16 protein-coding genes are annotated in these 17,604 nt (G+C 62.9%); 8 read left to right on the plus strand and 8 right to left on the minus strand.

Translation table 11 applies throughout. From position 1 onward, the window contains the following. Nucleotides 1-85: 85 nt before the first annotated feature. A complete protein-coding gene (locus tag LH365_RS06945) occupies nt 86-1,027 on the plus strand; it encodes an L-threonylcarbamoyladenylate synthase (protein ID WP_226742950.1) in 942 nt (313 codons plus the stop codon). On the opposite strand, the gene yaaA is transcribed toward LH365_RS06945, so the two are convergent. Further along, nucleotides 1,024-1,791 (minus strand): peroxide stress protein YaaA, encoded by a 768-nt coding sequence (gene yaaA, locus LH365_RS06950; RefSeq protein ID WP_226742951.1) that lies wholly within the window; start codon nt 1,789-1,791, stop codon nt 1,024-1,026. The two genes, LH365_RS06945 and yaaA, sit on opposite strands and share 4 nt — an antisense overlap. A 291-nt stretch (nt 1,792-2,082) precedes the next feature. Here yaaA and LH365_RS06955 point away from each other — a divergent pair, with 291 nt between their 5' ends. Both LH365_RS06955 and LH365_RS06960 read left to right on the plus strand, forming a co-directional pair. Then, nucleotides 2,083-2,934 (plus strand): response regulator, encoded by an 852-nt coding sequence (locus LH365_RS06955; RefSeq protein ID WP_226742952.1) that lies wholly within the window; start codon nt 2,083-2,085, stop codon nt 2,932-2,934. 61 nt (nt 2,935-2,995) lie between these two features. Continuing rightward, nucleotides 2,996-3,370 (plus strand): hypothetical protein, encoded by a 375-nt coding sequence (locus LH365_RS06960; RefSeq protein WP_226742953.1) that lies wholly within the window; start codon nt 2,996-2,998, stop codon nt 3,368-3,370. 157 nt (nt 3,371-3,527) lie between these two features. Here the strand turns inward: LH365_RS06960 and LH365_RS06965 are convergent, their stop codons facing one another. Then, on the minus strand, nt 3,528-4,952 hold the full coding sequence (locus LH365_RS06965) for an FAD-binding oxidoreductase (RefSeq protein ID WP_226742954.1): 1,425 nt from the start codon (nt 4,950-4,952) through the stop codon (nt 3,528-3,530). Nucleotides 4,953-5,014: 62 nt separating this feature from the next. On the opposite strand from LH365_RS06965, the gene LH365_RS06970 reads away from it, so the two are divergent. The 5 genes from LH365_RS06970 (at nt 5,015) to LH365_RS06990 (ending at nt 8,809) form a co-directional block, all read left to right on the plus strand. Next, the gene (locus LH365_RS06970) at nt 5,015-5,452 is read left to right on the plus strand and encodes an NUDIX hydrolase (RefSeq protein WP_226742955.1); all 438 of its coding nucleotides are present in this window, start codon (nt 5,015-5,017) and stop codon (nt 5,450-5,452) included. Between the two features lie 69 nt (nt 5,453-5,521). Then, nucleotides 5,522-6,460, plus strand: a complete 939-nt coding sequence (locus LH365_RS06975; RefSeq protein ID WP_226742956.1) for an SPFH domain-containing protein — start codon at nt 5,522-5,524, stop codon at nt 6,458-6,460. 22 nt (nt 6,461-6,482) lie between these two features. Continuing rightward, the gene (locus LH365_RS06980; protein WP_226742957.1) at nt 6,483-6,965 is read left to right on the plus strand and encodes an NfeD family protein; all 483 of its coding nucleotides are present in this window, start codon (nt 6,483-6,485) and stop codon (nt 6,963-6,965) included. A gap of 243 nt (nt 6,966-7,208) precedes the next feature. Further along, nucleotides 7,209-8,012 (plus strand): class II aldolase/adducin family protein, encoded by an 804-nt coding sequence (locus LH365_RS06985; RefSeq protein WP_226742958.1) that lies wholly within the window; start codon nt 7,209-7,211, stop codon nt 8,010-8,012. Between the two features lie 41 nt (nt 8,013-8,053). After that, a complete protein-coding gene (locus LH365_RS06990; RefSeq protein WP_226742959.1) occupies nt 8,054-8,809 on the plus strand; it encodes a hypothetical protein in 756 nt (251 codons plus the stop codon). Nucleotides 8,810-8,906: 97 nt separating this feature from the next. Here LH365_RS06990 and rsmA read toward each other — a convergent pair whose 3' ends face one another. The 6 genes from rsmA to lptF all read right to left on the minus strand — a co-directional run bounded on the left by rsmA (nt 8,907) and on the right by lptF (nt 17,438). Then, entirely contained in the window at nt 8,907-9,740 is an 834-nt protein-coding gene (rsmA, locus tag LH365_RS06995) for a 16S rRNA (adenine(1518)-N(6)/adenine(1519)-N(6))-dimethyltransferase RsmA (protein WP_226742960.1), read from the minus strand. After that, entirely contained in the window at nt 9,741-10,748 is a 1,008-nt protein-coding gene (gene pdxA, locus LH365_RS07000; protein WP_226742961.1) for a 4-hydroxythreonine-4-phosphate dehydrogenase PdxA, read from the minus strand. It abuts the gene before it with no gap. 6 nt (nt 10,749-10,754) lie between these two features. After that, nucleotides 10,755-12,053, minus strand: a complete 1,299-nt coding sequence (locus LH365_RS07005) for a peptidylprolyl isomerase (RefSeq protein ID WP_226742962.1) — start codon at nt 12,051-12,053, stop codon at nt 10,755-10,757. Nucleotides 12,054-12,125: 72 nt separating this feature from the next. Then, complete coding sequence (locus LH365_RS07010; RefSeq protein WP_226742963.1) at nt 12,126-15,074, minus strand: LPS-assembly protein LptD; 2,949 nt, start codon at nt 15,072-15,074, stop codon at nt 12,126-12,128. Nucleotides 15,075-15,147: 73 nt separating this feature from the next. Then, nucleotides 15,148-16,287, minus strand: coding sequence for an LptF/LptG family permease (locus LH365_RS07015; protein WP_226742964.1), 1,140 nt, complete (start codon nt 16,285-16,287; stop codon nt 15,148-15,150). Next, the gene (gene lptF, locus LH365_RS07020; RefSeq protein ID WP_226742965.1) at nt 16,284-17,438 is read right to left on the minus strand and encodes an LPS export ABC transporter permease LptF; all 1,155 of its coding nucleotides are present in this window, start codon (nt 17,436-17,438) and stop codon (nt 16,284-16,286) included. The genes LH365_RS07015 and lptF overlap by 4 nt, the downstream gene beginning before the upstream one ends. Nucleotides 17,439-17,604: the final 166 nt, after the last annotated feature.

The raw sequence follows: 17,604 nt of genomic DNA on the forward strand, positions 1-17,604 counted from the left end.
GATTTCGCGTCATCCCCCTCCGTCAGCATCGCTGCGCTCGCTGCCACCTCCCCATGCTTTCAGCACAGGGAGGAGAGGTTTCGATATGTCCACCATCAACGACGCCATTGCCGCGCTGGGACGCGGCGACCTGATCCATCTGCCGACCGAGACGGTCTATGGTCTGGGGGCGCGCGCCGACGATCCGGCGGCGGTGGCCAAGGTCTTCGAGGCCAAGGGCCGGCCACGCTTCAATCCGCTGATCGTGCACGTTGCTTCGCTGGAGGCCGCTGAGTCCATCGGCGTGTTCGATGATCGCGCGCGGGCATTGGCCAAGGCCTTCTGGCCGGGGCCGCTGACCCTGGTGGTGCCGGTGCGCGACACGCAAAAGGTCTGCGATCTGGCACGGGCCGGGCTCGACAGCGTCGCCATCCGCGTCCCGTCGCACCCTGCGGCGCGCGCCATTCTCGAAGGCTTTGGCAAAGACTTTTCTGGCGGCGTGGTTGCGCCTTCGGCCAACCGTTCCGGCCGCCCCAGCCCGACGCGCTTTGCCGATGCCGTGGCTGAGACCGGCGCCTTTGTCGGTGCTTCGGTCGATGGTGGCGACTGTCAGGTCGGGTTGGAATCGTCGGTAGTCAGCCTACTCGGCGATGTGCGCTATCTGCGTCCGGGCGCGGTGACGCGCGCCGAGGTCGAGGCCGTCGTCGGACCGCTGGCCGATGACGCCGCCGAAGGGCACCGTTCGCCGGGGCGGTTGAGTTTGCATTACGCGCCCGACGCGCCTGTGGAAATCAATGTGGACAACCCGCCGACGGACTGTGTGTATCTGGCCTTCGGACCGGTGGATAAGGCTGTGGATTTTGCGGGGACCGTTTTGAATCTCAGCCCGTCGGGTGACCTATCCGAAGCCGCCGCCAACCTGTTCAGCTATCTGCGCCAAGCCGACGCCCATAAGCCTGCGCGCATCTGCGTCGCCCCCATTCCCGATGAGGGTCTGGGCGAGGCGATCAATGACCGGCTGAAACGCGCGGCGGGGTTTGTCGGCTAGGCCGTCGGATGCTTGCGTGAAAACGTCCACACCGTGTCGGTCGAGTGTTCGGGTACGAAACGATAGCCTTCTGAGTCGAAGGCTTTTGCCTTATCGGCATCGGTGATGCGGTTGTCGATGACGTAACGCGCCATCAGGCCGCGCGCCTTTTTGGCGAAGAACGAAATCATCGAGGTCTTGTCCTCCTTGATCTCCAGGAATTTCACCTCGATGACCTTCAGCCTCAGCGCCTTGGTCAGGGCGGCGCGGGCATATTCCTGACTGGCGAGATTAAGCACGGTCTTTGTCCCGACCGCCCCGGCGTCGGCGACGATGGCCTTGGCGATGCGGTCGCCCCAGAAGGCGTAAAGGTTCGCGCCCTTGGCCGTCGCAAGACCGGTGCCCATTTCCAGTCGGTAGGGGCGAATCAGGTCCAGCGGCCGCAGCAGGCCATAGAGGCCCGACAATATCCGCACATGGTCCTGCGCAAAGGCCAGCCCCTCGGCATCGAGGTCGCGTGCACGCAGGCCGGTATAGACGTCGCCGTCGAACATCAGGGCGGCGGGCAGGGCAGGCTGATCGGCAAAGCCCTTGTAGCGGTGATGGTTCAGTTCGCCCAGCTTGGCGGAAATGTCCATCAGCCGCTGCAGGTCCGCCGGCTTCTGTGTCTTCATGACCTTGAGCAGGCTGTGCGTCTCGCGCGCAAAGCGCGGCTCGCTGGTCGCAAGCGGCGGCGTCACCGGAGTTTCGTCGAGGGATTTGGCAGGGGAAAGCAGCAGGATCATATGTCCTATTTAAGCGCATTTCGGCGCGTGTGAAGCGTTTTCAAGAAACAAAGAGGCCGCGTTTTGTGACTCTGACGTTACGGCAGAAGGGCCGCAATGTGGCAAAATACAGAACGGCAAGTATAGAATAAAAAATCCATAAATATCCGCCCTATTGGCGAGTTGATCATCATGGTAACGGAGGCGGTAAGATATTATGTTTTTGACTCTTTAATGAATCTGTCATCCTAATGCCCGTGTTATTCTGTGTTTAGTTGGCGTAACCTATGTGATGTAAGCGAAGGGGCAAAGATGAACGCGGAAAGGGGGCCTTCCGCAAGTTACGGCAGCGTTCTGGTGCTGGATTCCGACAAGGAACAGGCGCGCGAGATGGCGCGCCAGTTGACCCGCCAGAACTGGAACTCCGTACTTTGCTTCAACGAAGTGATGGCCATCCGCAGCCTTAAACACAACCGCTTCCAGTTGTTCGTCATGGACGGCTATGTCGATGGCGTCGACATGCTGAAGAAGGTCGATGCCTTCAAGGCGCAGATGCAGGATACGCCCTTGGCCCTGATGTCCTTCGTGTGGAAGGGGGCGGGCGCGTCCCAGAAGGTGCGCGATCAGGCGTTGAAGGCCGGGGCCGACTTCATGCTGCCCAAACCGGTCGATCCGTCCGAGTTGAAGATTTTGCTGGCCGAGACGCTCAAATACCATCGCGCCCGTCAGGCTGATTTCCACGTGCTGGTCGTCGATCCGGACGTGCAGTTGCGCACCTTTATCGGCATGACGCTGCAGCAGGTCGGCTATAAGGTCAGCGTCGCCAACACCATGGAAGACGTGCTGTTCGATCATAATCTGGGGCTGGTCGACGCCGTAGTGACGGCGGTGCTCATCCCCGGCATGGGCGGCGTCGAAGGCATCATGCAGTTGCGCAAGGACTATCCCCACATCCGGACTCTGGCTATGTCCGAGGGCATAAACGACAAGATCGGCGCCATGCACGTGCTGGCGGCGGCCAAGGATGCCGGGGCGGAGGAACTTCTGCCCAAGCCTTTCGTCATTCCCGAATTGCTCAACGCCGTGGCACGGCTGGCCAAACACAAGATTCAGGCCAAGAACGAGGCGGCGAAGGCTGTGATCGACCCGACCAAGGTCGGTTAGGGCTCGCCTCTCGCGAGATATATGTTATGACTCTCGCCATTCTGCGCAATGGGGGAGTGGGATGAAGGCGTTTCTGGAAGGTATCGAGGGATTGTCGATTCTCGACGTGGTGATGTTCGCCGTGCCGACGACCAAGCTAAGTCTGGCCTTGCTGATAGCGGCGGCGATGGTCGTGTCGGTGCTGGCGGTCAAACGTCGCGCCGCGGACGGTCCGCGTTCGGCGGCGTTGTTCGTTATCGGCGTCGTCGGGCCGGGGCTCGGCCTCCTGGCGGCCCTCTATGACGGCCTGATGATCAAGCAGGCCTCCGATGCGACGGGCGTGACCGACCTGCACATTCTCGCTCCGTCGATACTGGGCGTGTTGCTGTTGCTGGGGCTGAGCCTGATCGTGGCGGCTATCGCCTTTATCGGCAATGCCGGCGCACGGCGAATTTGATGGCGTATTCTCCTCCCCTGTGGCGAAGCGTACGGGGGAGGTGTCGCCGAGTGTAACGAGGTGACGGAGGGGGCATTCCGACGCCTTTTGCCCCCTCCGTCAGCGACTTCGCGCTGACACCTCCCCCGCCGTGCAGGGGAGGAGGGAGTATTTGCACTTAGAACAGCACGTGCGGATTCATGATGCGCTTCGGGTCGAGCGCCAGACGGATGGCGCGCATGGCCGCCACGGCTGCGGGGTCCTTATACTGCAGCGCTTCCTGCGTCTTCATACGGCCCAGACCGTGCTCGGCCGAGATCGAGCCCTCGTACGCGTGGACCAGATCGTGGACCACCTTGGCCCCGGCGTCGCGCAGGTCGTTGAAGGTCGCCGCGTCCATGCCCTCCGGCACGATGACGTTGAAGTGGACATTGCCGTCGCCGACGTGGCCGAAGGTGACCAGACGCGCGCCGGGCAGGAAGGCTTCGACCGCCGCCGCGCCCTTTTCGATATAGTCGGCCATCTGCGACAATGGCACGGAAACGTCGTGCTTCCACGCCGCGCCCTCGACCTTTTCGGCGGCGGAGTGTTCTTCACGCAGACGCCAGAAAGCCGCAGCCTGCGTTTCGTTCTGCGCGATGGCGGCGTCGACGATCAGTTCTTCCTCGAAGGCCGCCGTCAGCAGGCGCTCCATCGAACCCTCCGCGCCGTCCGGATCGCCCGAAGCGACCTCGATCAGGGCGTACCACGGATATTCGCCTTCCAGCGGTTCGCGCGTGTCGGGGATGTTCTTGAGCACCAGCGACAGGCCGTAGCGGCCCATCAGTTCGAAGGCCTCGACCTGACCGCCGGTCTCCTGCTTGGCGCGGCCCAAGAGGTCGATGGCCTTCTGCGCCGTTTCGAAGCCGACAATGGCCACGCAGCGCGAATTCATCACCGGGAACAGTTTGAGCGAGGCGGCGGTGATGATGCCCAGCGTGCCTTCGGCGCCGATGAACATCTGCTTGAGGTCGTAGCCGGTATTGTCCTTGCGCAGACGCTTCAGACCATGAAAGATGTCCCCATTGGGCAGAACCACTTCGAGGCCGGAAACGAGGTCGCGGGTGACGCCGTAACGCAGCACCGCCGTGCCGCCGGCGTTTGTGCTGATCACGCCGCCGACCGTCGCCGTGCCTTCGGCGGCCAAAGACAGCGGGAAGAAGCGGTTGGCCTTTTCGGCGATGTCCTGCGCTTCGAGGAGCGTGATGCCGGCCTCCAGCACCATGGTGTCGTCGGTCGGGGCCACGTCGCGGATGGCGCGCATCCGCTCCAGCGAGACGAGGATTTCACCGAACGGGATCTGACCGCCGACCAGACCGGTATTGCCGCCCTGCGGCGTGATGGCGACGCCGTTATCGAAACAGATTTTCACGACCTGCGACAGCTCTTCGGTGGTTTTCGGCAGGACCAGCAGCGGGGTGTTGCCCTTCCACTTGCCGCGCCACTCGGTCAGCTTGGCCGTCACGCGCAGGTCGTCGTCGGACCAGCCAGTGTCGCCGACCACAGCCTTGATCTGCGCGATCACTTCGGGCGCGACGGGCGGGCATTGGGCGAAATCGGTCATGTGCGTATCCCCGGAAACAGGCGTGCGATATATGGAGCGGGGTTTAAACGGAGAATCGTCAAGTGCAAGCCAAAATCGAGCGTCCGGTCCCGGCGGTGGGCGTTGTTTGCTGGCGCGATGATGAAGTTCTGCTAATCCGACGCGGACGCGAACCGCGCAAGGGGCATTGGTCGATACCCGGCGGCAAGGTCGAGCGCTTCGAAGCCCTCAAGGAGACGGCCCTGCGGGAACTGCGCGAAGAGACGGGCGTCACGGCGCGACTGGGGCCGCTGATCGAGGTCTATGAGATTATCGAACCGGGGACGGACGCCCATCCTGACGGCTTCCATCTGGTGCTGATCGACTATGTGGCGGAATGGCTGTCAGGGGAGCCTGTGGCGGCGGACGATGCCGATGAGGCGCGCTTCGTTTTATACGATGAAGCGCTGACCTTGCTGATAGAGGACGATCTGAAGGATGTGGTGACGCGATCGCGTGGTTTGCGAAAATCGGTGACTTAACCTCCGGTTTTCATGGCAATTCCCACCGGTTGCGTTACACTGTGCACATATCCACGGAGGGGAGTATCCATGTTCAGTATCTTTGCCGGCGTCCTGATCGTCGTGACCTTTTTCGTCCTCTTCTCGGTCATCAAGATCGTGCCGCAGGGCCGCGAATTTACTGTCGAGCGCTTCGGGCGCTTCACCCGCACGCTCAAGCCCGGAATCTCCTTCCTGACCCCGTTTATCGAGACCGTGGGGAAGAAGGTCAATATGATGGAGCAGGTCTTCGACGTGCCCCAGCAGGACGTGATCACCAAGGACAACGCCATCGTCAAGGTCGACGGCATCGTCTTCATTCAGGTGATCGATGCCGCCGCCGCCGCCTATCGCGTCGACAATCTGAACAACGCCATCACGCAGTTGTCCATGACCAACCTGCGCACCGTGGTCGGCTCGATGGAACTGGACGAGGTATTGTCGCAGCGCGACGCCATCAATACGCGGCTGCTGACCGTCATCGACCACGCCACCTCGCCCTGGGGGATCAAGGTGACGCGTATCGAGATCAAGGACCTGCGTCCGCCGCACGACATTACCGACGCCATGGCGCGTCAGATGAAGGCCGAACGCGAACGCCGCGCCCTGATCATTGAGGCCGACGGCGATCGTCAGGCGGCCATCGCCCGCGCCGAAGGGGCCAAGCAGGCCGCCGTTCTGGAAGCCGAAGGCCGTAAGGAAGCCGCCTTCCGCGACGCCGAAGCCCGCGAACGCGCCGCCGAGGCCGAAGCCAGGGCGACGCAGATGGTGTCGGACGCTATCGCCTCCGGCGACACCAAGGCCATCAACTACTTCGTGGCCCAGAAATATGTCGAGGCCTTCGGTAAGTTCGCCTCATCGAACAACACCAAGACCTTGATCCTGCCCGCCGATCTGGCGTCGCTGTCGGGCTCGGTGGCCGGGGTGGCCGAACTGTTGAAGACCGTGACTGATAAAGACGCGGGCGCGACGGCGACCCGCACCAAATAGGGCAAAATAAGGGGAGGCAAAGATGGTCGAGTTTCTGTTGGCGCAACCGCAGGGGCCGCAACTGTTCTGGGTCTGGCTGAGCATCGGCGGCGCGCTGCTGGCGCTGGAGATGGTGGTGGGGACGCAGTGGTTGCTGTGGCCCGCCGCCGCGGCCGGCATCGTGTCGGTCATCACCCTGACCGGTGCGCCGGCCAATCTGCTGGTGCAGATCGTCGTCTTCTGCGTGCTGACCCTGGCCATGACGTTGCTGTCGCGGCGCTTCCTCAAGCCGCCGCTGGTGGAGGGGGCGGACATCAACGACCCGCAAGGGCGTCTGATCGGTCAGGAAGCCACCGTCATCGAGGCTTTCGACGATCCCGAAGGTCAGCAAAGCCGGGGCCGGGTCATCCTCGACGGCGTCGAATGGCCGGCGCGCAGCGAACGCGGCGATGCGCCTATCGGCATTGCCGAAAAGGTACGTATTCTTGCTGTTGCGGAAGGTAAGTTGATCGTGGCAAGAGTTTGATCTGTAATACTAAGTTTGATTTCTTGCAAGTGACGCCTGCGATGCGGGCGTCACTTTTATTTTACCGGTTTCCGGAAATATTGACACGGTTTCCGCGGCTTCATGGCCCTCATCCGCGCAATCCGGTTGACTTACCGTACGTCAATTCCCTGTCATCGTAATTCTTGAGTGGTTGCGCAATTTTTCCCGAAAAGTGGTGCCCACCTTATCGGATTGCGCTTAAACAGACAGGGAGATTGCTTCATGCCCGCCGACACCGCTCCGGCTGACCCGCTGATCAGCCCGGCCGAATGGGCCATTCGCAAGGACCTGGCCGCGCTCTATCGCCTTGTGGCGCTGTTCGGCTGGGACGACACCATCTTCACCCATATTTCGGCGCGCGTACCGGCCAAGGACTCGCGGGTGACCGGCCCGGACGGCCCTGTGGCGTCACAGGTCGACCATTTCCTGATCAACCCCTACGGCATGTTTTTCGAGGAGATGACGGCTTCGGCGCTGATCAAGGTCGATCTCGACGGCAATATGGTCGGGCGCAGCGAGGGCTTCGTAAACCCGGCGGGCTTCACCATCCACAGCGCCCTGCACGCGGCCTGCCCTGACGCCCATGTGGTCATCCATCTGCATACGGACGCCATGACCGGCGTATCGGCGCAGAAGGAAGGCCTGCTGCCCCTGACGCAGAATGCCCTGCTTCTGGGGCCGCATATAACCTATCACGGCTATGAAGGGGTCGCTCTGGACCCTGATGAGCGGCAGCGCATCGTCGCCGATCTGGGGCAAAAGAAGATCATGCTGTTGCGTAACCACGGTGCGCTGGCCTATGGTGCTTCCGCCGCCGAAGCCTTCACCCTGATCTACTTCCTGGAACAGGCCTGCCGTCAGCAGATTGCCGCCCTGTCCGCCGGACGCGACGGCGTGCTGGAGGCGTCTCAGGACGCTCAGGACAAGGTTGCGCCGCTGGGCGCGGGTGTGGGTTTTGTCTCGGGGCTTTTGTGGCCGGGGCTGATGCGGCGGCTGGAACGTAATTATCCCGGTTGGGATGCCTAGAGGAACTGAGCTTGGTGATGTGGGGGCGGTGGATCGTAACGATGATGGTGGCGTGCGCGCCTGCCACAGCGTGGGCGTCTGCCTGGGGCCCTGACGCCAGGGCGACCGAGGTGATCGTCAAGGCCGAGGTCGTCACCGCCAACAAGGCCTTCGATGATTCCGGCAACAAGGCGGTCGATCTGCCCAACTGGGAAGAGAAGCGCATTACCATCTTCACCGAACACGGCCTGAACGAGATGCTGAGCGTTTTCGCCAAGGCGAATATTCAGGATATTCAAACGCCTCAAGAGGATTTCTCAGGCGTTGGTTCCGTTGAAATCGGGCTGAAAACGCCGCTCTATCGCTCCGAGGATACCGCCGTCAGTGCCAGCGTTTCGGTCGAAGGTTTCGGCCAAGGGCGGCGCGACGAATTCTCCGCGCCGGGCGACGAAGACCCGGATATCGAGGTGCGGGTCTATGCCGGTCACAGCACCGAAGTGGCCAAGCTGCCGGTGTTTGTGGACGCTCAGGTGGCGCGCCGCGTGCGCAGCGGTGATAATGCCGATCAATGGCGCTTCGACCTTACGCTGGGGGCGCGGCCGTCGCCTAAATGGATCGTGCTGGCGCAGGTCTTTGCCGGCACGACCGACCGGCTGAATAATTTCGAAGCCAAATGGACCCATGTCGAGGTCGGGGCGGTGCGCTTCTTCGACCACAAGCAGACGCTGGGTGTGCAGTTCGGCGTGCGCCAGACGGTCAGCGGCGAGAATGTCCCGCAGTCGAATGCGGTCACGCTGGGGCTGTGGAAACGCTTCTGAAGGGCCGCAGGCCCTTCACCCGTAACCGGGAGCAAAAGGCATGGCCAGCGTTACTGAGGACAGTTATGGGGTTTGGGGCCAACTGGCCCCAAAAATCTTAAAGGGCTTCTGCCAACCTCAAGAAGTCCGCCGGGCTGATATTCTCGGCGCGTAACGTCGGATCGATCCCGACCTTAGCCAATAACGTCTCCCCACCCAGCCCCTTTAACGACGCCCGCAGCATCTTGCGGCGCTGACCGAAGGCGGCCGCAGTGATCATTTCCAGATTTCTGATAATTTTCGGCGTCGGACGTTCGGCCCTGGGGATCAGGCGCACCACGGCGCTATCGACCTTGGGCGGCGGGGTGAAGGCGCGCGCCGGCAGGTCCATGAGCTTCTCACAGTCGCACAGGACCTGGGAGATAACCCCCAGACGCCCGTAGTCGTCATCGCCGACGGGGGCGACGACGCGCAGGGCGACTTCGAGTTGGAACATCAGGGTGAGGGATTTGGGCTGCCACGGGCCGGTCAGCCATTTGATCAGCAGCGGCGTGCCGACATTATAGGGCAGGTTGGACACCAGATGCGCTTCGGGGGGCAGGCCGCGTTCGGCCAGCAGGGCCGGCTCATCGACCTTGAGCGCATCGGCCTCGACCACGCCGAAACGATCGGGATAGGCGGCGTCGAGCTCGCTCAATAATTCAATAAATCTGGAATCTTTTTCGATGGCGAGCACAAAGGCGGCGTCGCTTTCCAGCGCCGCGCGCGTCAGGCCGCCGGGGCCGGGGCCGACCTCGATCACCACCTGACCGTCGAAGGGATTGGCTTCCTGCCCCAGCCGCACGATCTTGCGCGTGACATTGAGGTCGAGCAGGAAGTGCTGACCGAAGCTCTTTTTGGCCATCAGGCCGTGGGCTTCGAGGCTTTCGCGGAGGGGGGGCAGTTCGGGCATCTATTTCCGGCGCTGTTCACTGATGTCGTACGCGGCCCGAATGGCGTTGATCAGGCTGTCGGGGCGGGCGATGCCCTTGCCGGCGATGCCGAAACCGGTGCCGTGATCGGGGGAGGTGCGCACGATGGGCAGGCCGAGCGTTATATTGACGCCGCCCCAGAAGTCCAGCGTCTTGAGCGGGATCAGCCCCTGATCGTGATAGAGGCAAAGGGCCGCGTCGTAGGTGCGGCGCGCCTCTTCGTGGAACAGGGTGTCGGCGGGCAAAGGGCCGGCGATGTCCAGTCCTTCGCTGCGCAGCGCCTTGACCAGCGGCGTCAGAAGTTCGACCTCTTCCCGCCCGATGGTGCCGTCTTCGCCGGCATGGGGGTTGAGCCCGGCCAGCACCAGACGGGGTTTCTCTACGCCGAAATCGCGGATCAGGGCTTCGTGGGTGACGTGGGCGAGCGTGCGGATGACCCCGGCGGACAGGCGGGTTTTCACCTCTGACAGCGGGATGTGGATGGTGGCCAGCACGACGCGCAGAGCGCTGTCATTGGCCGCGTCCGGGGCGGTCAGCATCATCACCGGGCCGCGCGTGCCCGTATAGGGCGTGGCGGCGGTCAGGTCGCCGAGATATTCGGTATGGCCCGGAAAGCCGAATCCGGTGGCGTACAGCACCGACTTGGCGATGGGGGCGGTGACGAGGCCGCGCGCCGCGCCCGTCAGGCAGAAGTCCACGCCTTCGCGGATCCAGCCGATGATGTGCGGGGCGTGGACCGGGTCGGGCTGACCGGGGATGGCCGGTGCGGTCAAAGGGCGGTCGAGAACGGGCAGGGCGTCGGCGAAGGCCGCAGCGGCTTCGGCGGGGCTGCCGATGCGGCGGATCGGTCCGAGGCTTTCCAGCAGGGCGGCATCGCCCAGCACGGCAAAGGCGGAGGGCGGATGTGCCCTCAACGCCGCCCAGGCCTTATGCGCCAGTTCCGGACCCGTGCCGCAGGGATCGCCTAAAGACAGGACGAGAGGCGACAACGCCCCTTACCGGGTTTCGATGGTGGCGCCGTCGCGGATGTCGCGCAGGTAGCGGCGGCCCAGCATGGACACCTTCTGCTGCGTCAGGCGCTGCTCGATCATGTCGCGCGACGGCGCGTCGTCACCGGCGGCGGTCTTGTCGCACAGATAGACGACATTGACGTTCATGGTGTTCTGCATCGGCGCGGTGCTGTCTCCGACCTTAAGCGCCTGCAGCGCCGTGGCGTATTCGGGTTTCAGGTCGCTGAGCGTGGTGAAACCGAGATCGGCGACGCTGACCTGACCGCTGCCTTTTTCGCCCGACAGGGCGGCGCAGGTCGGATATTTGGCGCGGAAGCTGGCCAAGGCGCGCAGGGCCGAATCGCCGCCGGTCAGCGGCACGGAGGCCTGCTTGAGGCGCAGTTTGGCGTCGGCCTTGCCGTCCTTCTTTTCACGCAGATAGTAGATGTAGACGCCTTCGTCGGTGACGATGGGGCGGGTCATCTGACCGGCATTCATGCCTTGCAGCACGGTTTCGATCTTGGGGTCGATGGTGCCGGAGACCAGCCATCCGGCGTCGCCGCCATTGGCCGCGGACGGGGCGTTGGAAAACTGACGCGCGACCGACTGGAACGGGGCCACGCCCTGTACGATCTGGTCGAACAATTGCTGGGCGCCGGCCTCGGCTTCCTTCTGACCGCCCGCGGTTTCCGGATCGATCAGGATTTCCGCCACCAGATACTGCGGCTTCTGGCTGTCTTCGGTCAGCTTGGCCATATAGGCGTCGACCTGATCCTTGCCCACGCGGGCCTTCGGGCGGAAGCGGCCGTTGACCAGATTGCCCCAGGCGATTTCGGCCTTGATCTGATCGCGCAGGGTCTGCGCCTCGATACCGGCGCGCTTCAGTTCGGCGAGAAGCTGCTCGGTGCTGAGGCCCGACTGTTGCGCCATATTGCCGATTTCCTCGTTGATTTCCTCATCGGAAATCTTGAGTTCGAAACGGTCGGCTTCGCCCAGTTGCAGGTGCTCGTCGATCAGGGCGCGCAGGGCCTGCTGCTGAAAGGCGGCATAGTTCTGCTGGGTGACCTGAACGCCCGATGTGATGATCAGCAGCAGCATGCGCTGCTTGAGGTCGTAGGACGAGATCAGCTTGTCATTGACCAGCGCCACCACGCCTTCGCCCAAAGGGCGCGCTTGCTGAGAAGCTTGTTGGGGCGCGGCAGCTTGCTGCGCGGCGGCAGGCAGGCTGGTGCCAAGCGTCAGGCCGGAAAAGGACAGGCAGGTGCAGAGCAGCAGCGCGGAACGGCGGAAGGCAACGGAGGTCATGTCGTTCGTTTGGATCTTTTTCAACAAGGATGGCGCTGCGGCCGGATCAGGCATCTATAAACCATACGGTGTCTAGCGTACATTGACAAAATCATCGTCAGATGGCGCCAATGTGGCAAGACTTATCCGGATCGAAATAGACTCGCTGGCCTTGCCCGGAACCGTCTGCAACAGGGCGGTTTCGTCGCGCTGATAGACCAGTTCAAGGCGCGCGCAATCGTCCTGATAGATGATCGAGGCTTCCGAACGCAGCCAGCGGTCGCGCAGCATATCGCGGCTGATCTGACCCGACACGCCCCAACTGGGGGTGAAAAAGTGACGCCCGAACAGTTGCAGGTCGTGATAGCCTACCGCCGGCACCAGTTCGCCATTGACCACGGTGAAATTATAATTGTTGCGCGGGTCGCGCACGGAGGTCTTGTCGTACTGATGGCGCAGGGTCAGTTGCGTCGAGGCGCTGAAATAGCTGGCGCCCGTTTCGCTGCGGCGGATATTGCCATCATCGGCGATGCGCTGGCGCGTATAGAGGCGCAGACCCTTGCCCGTATCCGCTTCAGCCTGCACCACCCAGTCGGATTTGGTGCCGGCGAGGCTTGAGGCGTCGTAGCGATAGGTTGTGCCGTTGACCGTATAGGACCGGTAGAAGTTCTCTTCGGGGTCCTGACGGAAGGCGCGGCCCACCAGGGTCGAGACCTTCAGGCCTGAATCGAAATTGAGCTGTGTCTTGACGCCGATATTCAGACGCTTACCGCCCTCGTACAGGTCGAAGCCCGGCGAGCGGTTGGACTTGAACAGGGTCGTGTCGTCAAATTCGAAGGCATTGGAGTCCTCGTTGGTGAGGACGGAATCGACCTGCGAATCGGGCGACAGGGCCAGTTGCGCGATCGGCTCGACCACCACGGTCAGGTTCTGGAACTTGCGCAGCAGGGGGTAGGAGACGTCGAGGCCGACGGTGCCGAGGCTGCGCGAGACGCGGCGGGTTTCTTTTTCACCCGGTTGCAGGACGTAGCCCGGCGCATAGTAGTCGCGCAGGTAGTATTCGTCCTGCCGTGCATCGAAGAAGGGGGCGACCTTTACTCCGCCGGGCGTGATCATATCGCGACGCCAAGACAGACCGATATTGGCGCGCGCCGTGTCGACGGAGCCGCGATTATTCGAATTGGCAATGTCCGGAGCGAGGAATATGTCGGTCGAAGGCGCTGTTTTGCGGATCACCGACACGGCATTGGCCGACAGGGTCAGGCGTCCGCCCAGAATGTCCTGATCCGGCGACCAGTAGGCGTCGATCATCGGCGCGACGGCCGGTTGCTCCCGGTCGCGCTGGGCCAGGTAGAGTAGCGGGCTGTTGTTGAGATTGGAACTCAACTGGTGCTGCGACGCGATGGCCAGGCTCTGGAAGGTGAACAGAGAGGCGCTGAAGAAGGCCGTGTCGGTCTGGCGGATCAGGTTGATCTGGCTGATCAGGCGGCGGGAATTGCTCGAATAGTCGCCGGTGAAGGGGAAGCCGTCGTCGATCTTATAGCGTTCGTAGAGGTTCGAAATCGGCTGACCCGCCGCGATGGGCGTCGAGACTGGCGTGCCGTTGCCGTCATCGCGCCACGACAGCAGGCCGTCACTGGTCTTGTCCCACACCCGTTGCGCCGTGAAGTTCCAGCGCCAGTCTTCGTTGATGTCGAACTTGCCGTCGAGCAGCATGTAGCCGCGCGTGTCGCTCTCGCCCCACTTCTCGCCCTTGTTGTCGAAGAAGCGCTCGTTGGTGACGCCGATGCGCGTATGCAGGTCGCCCGAATAGAATTTGCGGTTGACCTCAAGGTTCAGCAGCGGGTTGAGATTGGTCGAAAATTCCGGGCTGATGATGATGTCGGTATAGGGCGAAACCGCCCACAGATACGGCAGTTCCAGCGTCGCGCCGCGGCGTTGCGAATAGCCGGGCTTCGGGATCAGGAAGCCGGAACTGCGCTTGGCGGTGACGTCGGCGTGCCACAGGACCGGCAGGTAGAAGACCGGCACGCCCTTGGCCTTGAACACGGCATTGCGGTAGATGACCACGCGGCGCCTCTTGTCCTGCGTGATCGATCCGGCCTGAATGTGCCAGGTCGGTTCCTGAGTCACATTGTCCTTCACGCACAGTTCGCACGGCGTGAAGATGACTTCGGACAGGCGGTTGGTTTGATCATCCACGCGTTCGACCTTGTTGGCGAACAGTTTGGAATTTTCGGTGTCGATATAGGCGATACGGTCGCCGGTGCCGGCGGAATGTTCGTTATCGACCTCCAGCCGGTCGGCATACTGGATCGAGCCGTCGGGATTGATGGTCTGAACATTGCCGCTGGCGACCGTCTTGCCGGTCGCCTGATCGTAACGCACCTCGTCGGCGCGGATCAGGCGGCCTTCCCAGCGCATCTCGACCTTGCCGCGCGCCAGCATGACGTTTTCTTCGGGGGAGGTCACTTCGTCGGCGGTGATGAAGGCGCCGTCTTCGCCCAGTCCGTCGTCGGGCAGGGGCGTCTCTTCCGCCTGAGCGGTCTCTGCCGGGTCTTCCTTGCCGTTGAGGCGGTCGCGTTCGGCCTTGAGCCACTGTTCGTCAGTCAGTTTTGGGGTGAGGCGCGGGGTGATGACGACGGGCCGGGGGGCCGGCGTCGGCGTTTCAGTGCGCGCCTGAGCGGCGGCCACCGGGGCGATGTCCTCGACCGATTCGACCTGACGGTCCTCCACGACGCGGCGCGTGCGGGTCGGCACGGCTTCGTTCGCTGACTGAGGCGCGGTCTCCGCGGGTGCGGGCGCCGGCAGGGCGACGGGCGCGGAGGCCGGGGCTGCGATTACGGGCGCGGGAGACGCCACGGTTTCAACCGACGGCGGGGCGGTTTCAGAGCCCTCGTCGGCGCTGAAAAAGCGGATGCCCTTCTGTCGCAGTTCCCCTTCGACCTCGGCGTCCGGACGCGCCGCGGCCTGCCCGCTGACGACGCCGGCCGCCACGAGGGTCAGGACTCCTACGCTCAGCTTGAGCGACGCTTTTCTCATATCGGTGAACCTGATGGATGGGGAACGCGGAACGGACTGAACTGTCGCTAATAAAGCGCCGTGAGACGTCTGCCTAGCCGTCTTCGGTATAAACGAGCAATGTCATCGCCGTCAAAAAGGCGACGGCGGGGGTGGCCCAGCCGGCCAGAAACACCGGGATGACCTCGGCCTTGCCCAGCGAACCGCAGAGCTGATTGAGGAAGAAGACCATGAAGCCCAGCACGACGCCCGACAGGGTCAGGCGCGCCAGCCCGCCTATGCGCATCAGGCGCAGCGAGAAGGCGGCCCCCAGCGCCGTCATGGCGGCGAACATCAGCGGCGTGGCCAGCAACTGATGCAGGCGCAGGATATAGGAGGCGGCGGAAAAGCCCGACCCTTCGATTTGCGCGATCGTGCCGGGCAGTTGCCAGAAATTGGTCGACTGCGGCGCGGCGAAGCGGGTGAAGGCGCGCTCCGGGCTCAGGTTCGAATCGATCGACAGCGTATTGTAATAGAGGGTGGTTTCGCCCGGCTTGCTGACGCGCGCGCTCTTGAGCTGCCACGTGCCGGGGCGCAGCGTGGCCTCGGTGGCGTCGATGCGGGTCAGGAAGCGCGGGATTTCCTTGTCGTCAAGCACGAAGGTCCAGAAACTGGCCTCGATCAGACGGCCGTCGGCCTCCTGACGCAGGGCGTGGATGACGGTCTGCTGCTTGCCGTCGCCCTGACGCAGATAGACCTCGTCGGTCTTGACGCGGGTGTCGGACTGCGTGACGCGGGCGGCGAAGCGGTCGTATTCGTCGGCCAGCATAGTGGCGAGCGGGTTGATAACGGTGATGGTCAGCGCGCCCAGAATCGCCGCCATGCCGGTGGCCGGCAGGACAAAGCGCCAGGCCGACATGCCGGCGGCGCGCATGGCGATCAGTTCCGAACGCCGGTTCAGCCCGACAAAGGCCGATAGCGTGCCGAACAGGAAGGCGAAGGGCAGCAGCACCAGAATGATGTTGGGCGATTTCAGCAGCAGCAGGCCGACGATCTGCAGGCTCGACAATTCGCCGCGCTGGCCCAGCGATTTCGACACCTCGACATAGTCGATCAGGAAGATGATGCTGGAAACGATGATCAGCGCCGTCAGGATCGCCATCAGGCAGCGCGTGATAATGTAGGTGGTCAGGCGCTCCTGCCGCCACGGATTGACATAGCCCAGAAGGCTCACGACGGACTGGATGGGGTTCATGTCCGGCCTCCCAGCGGCGCAAGCTCGGTCAGGCCGTGCACGCCCTTGCCCTTGCCGCGGATGCAGGTGCGGTCATTCTTGCCGATAACGGCGAGGCAGCCCCAGATCAGGCCCAAAGGCACCGCATATTGCAGGATATTAGCCACCGGCGTGTCGGCGCATCCCGCCTCGACCGCGAAGCCGAAGATGCGGATGCCGGCCGCGATGAAGGAGACGACCGCGATGCGTTTGGTGTAGCCCTGACGGCTGAAGCTGCCGCCCAGCACGCCCACGACAGCCAGCAGGCAGAACCCCAGATTGTACAGCGGCCCCGATATGCGCGCATGACCTTCGGCCATCAGCTTTTTCCAGTTGCCGTTTTCCCACTCCATAGCCCGGTTGGGGAAGAACAGTTCGTGGATGAAGCGGTCGGAATCCTTATAGTGCAGATAGTCTTCGGAAATCACGTACTGCGAAATGTCGAAGGAATATTCCTGAAAAGTCAGGTGGTTGAGCACGCCTTCGGGCGAAAGCTGCTGCGTCGAGCCGTCGCGCAGGATCAGCACCTGACCGCCCTTGGCAGGGGTGATGACGCGGCCTTCGCGCGCCGAATAGGTGCGGTCCTGCCCGTTGGGACCCGGCGTGCGGATGAATATCTGACGCAGCAGGCCGCTCTGATCGATGCGCTGCACGTAGATGGTCATGCCCGACCGTGTGGTCGAAAAGTCGCCTTCGCGCACGGCGGCGGCGATGACGTCGGTCTTGATCTTGAACAGTTCCTCACGCATGGCGCGCGACGCGGCGGGCTGAACGAACAGGGTCATCAGCAGGCCGGTCAGGGTGATATAGACGCCGAAGCGCACCACGGGCGAGGCGATGCGCCACAGCGACATGCCGTTGGCGTAGCCCGCCACGATCTCATGGTCGTTGTGCAGGCGGTTGAGCGCCACCAGCGTGCCCACGAAGATGGCCACCGGAAAGATCAGGCCGGACAGTTGCGGCAGGGCCAAGAAGGTGATCTTGAGGAAGGTGCTCAGGCTCTGGCCGCGCTCGACGATGACGTCGAACTGCGTCAGGGACTGCGACAATATCGCAATGGCCGTCAGCGCAGCGATCGCGCCGAGAATAGGCGTGCGCATCTGGCGCGAAATGTAGCATTCAATCGTACGCAATGGACGGCCTGAAATGGGGCGAAATAGGGTGTCGGCTTAGGCGGCCGCTTTGTCCAAATCATGACAGGCCTGCCGTTCCACGGCCTGTTTTGACCGCATCCGCAGGCAATAGCAAGCCATCCGCCCCGGCGCAGGCGAAAAATCGGTTGTTTGTTTCGCTTGCCAA

Source organism: Asticcacaulis sp. AND118, from assembly GCF_020535245.1.
Taxonomy (GTDB): Bacteria; Pseudomonadota; Alphaproteobacteria; order Caulobacterales; family Caulobacteraceae; genus Asticcacaulis.

Coding starts and splice junctions, on each gene's coding strand:
- LH365_RS06945 (WP_226742950.1), top strand. CDS start 86: ATGTCCACCATCAACGACGCCATTGCCGCGCTGGGACGCGGCGACCTG.
- yaaA (WP_226742951.1), bottom strand. CDS start 1,791: ATGATCCTGCTGCTTTCCCCTGCCAAATCCCTCGACGAAACTCCGGTG.
- LH365_RS06955 (WP_226742952.1), top strand. CDS start 2,083: ATGAACGCGGAAAGGGGGCCTTCCGCAAGTTACGGCAGCGTTCTGGTG.
- LH365_RS06960 (WP_226742953.1), top strand. CDS start 2,996: ATGAAGGCGTTTCTGGAAGGTATCGAGGGATTGTCGATTCTCGACGTG.
- LH365_RS06965 (WP_226742954.1), bottom strand. CDS start 4,952: ATGACCGATTTCGCCCAATGCCCGCCCGTCGCGCCCGAAGTGATCGCG.
- LH365_RS06975 (WP_226742956.1), top strand. CDS start 5,522: ATGTTCAGTATCTTTGCCGGCGTCCTGATCGTCGTGACCTTTTTCGTC.
- LH365_RS06980 (WP_226742957.1), top strand. CDS start 6,483: ATGGTCGAGTTTCTGTTGGCGCAACCGCAGGGGCCGCAACTGTTCTGG.
- LH365_RS06985 (WP_226742958.1), top strand. CDS start 7,209: ATGCCCGCCGACACCGCTCCGGCTGACCCGCTGATCAGCCCGGCCGAA.
- LH365_RS06990 (WP_226742959.1), top strand. CDS start 8,054: ATGATGGTGGCGTGCGCGCCTGCCACAGCGTGGGCGTCTGCCTGGGGC.
- rsmA (WP_226742960.1), bottom strand. CDS start 9,740: ATGCCCGAACTGCCCCCCCTCCGCGAAAGCCTCGAAGCCCACGGCCTG.
- LH365_RS07005 (WP_226742962.1), bottom strand. CDS start 12,053: ATGACCTCCGTTGCCTTCCGCCGTTCCGCGCTGCTGCTCTGCACCTGC.
- LH365_RS07010 (WP_226742963.1), bottom strand. CDS start 15,074: ATGAGAAAAGCGTCGCTCAAGCTGAGCGTAGGAGTCCTGACCCTCGTG.
- LH365_RS07015 (WP_226742964.1), bottom strand. CDS start 16,287: ATGAACCCCATCCAGTCCGTCGTGAGCCTTCTGGGCTATGTCAATCCG.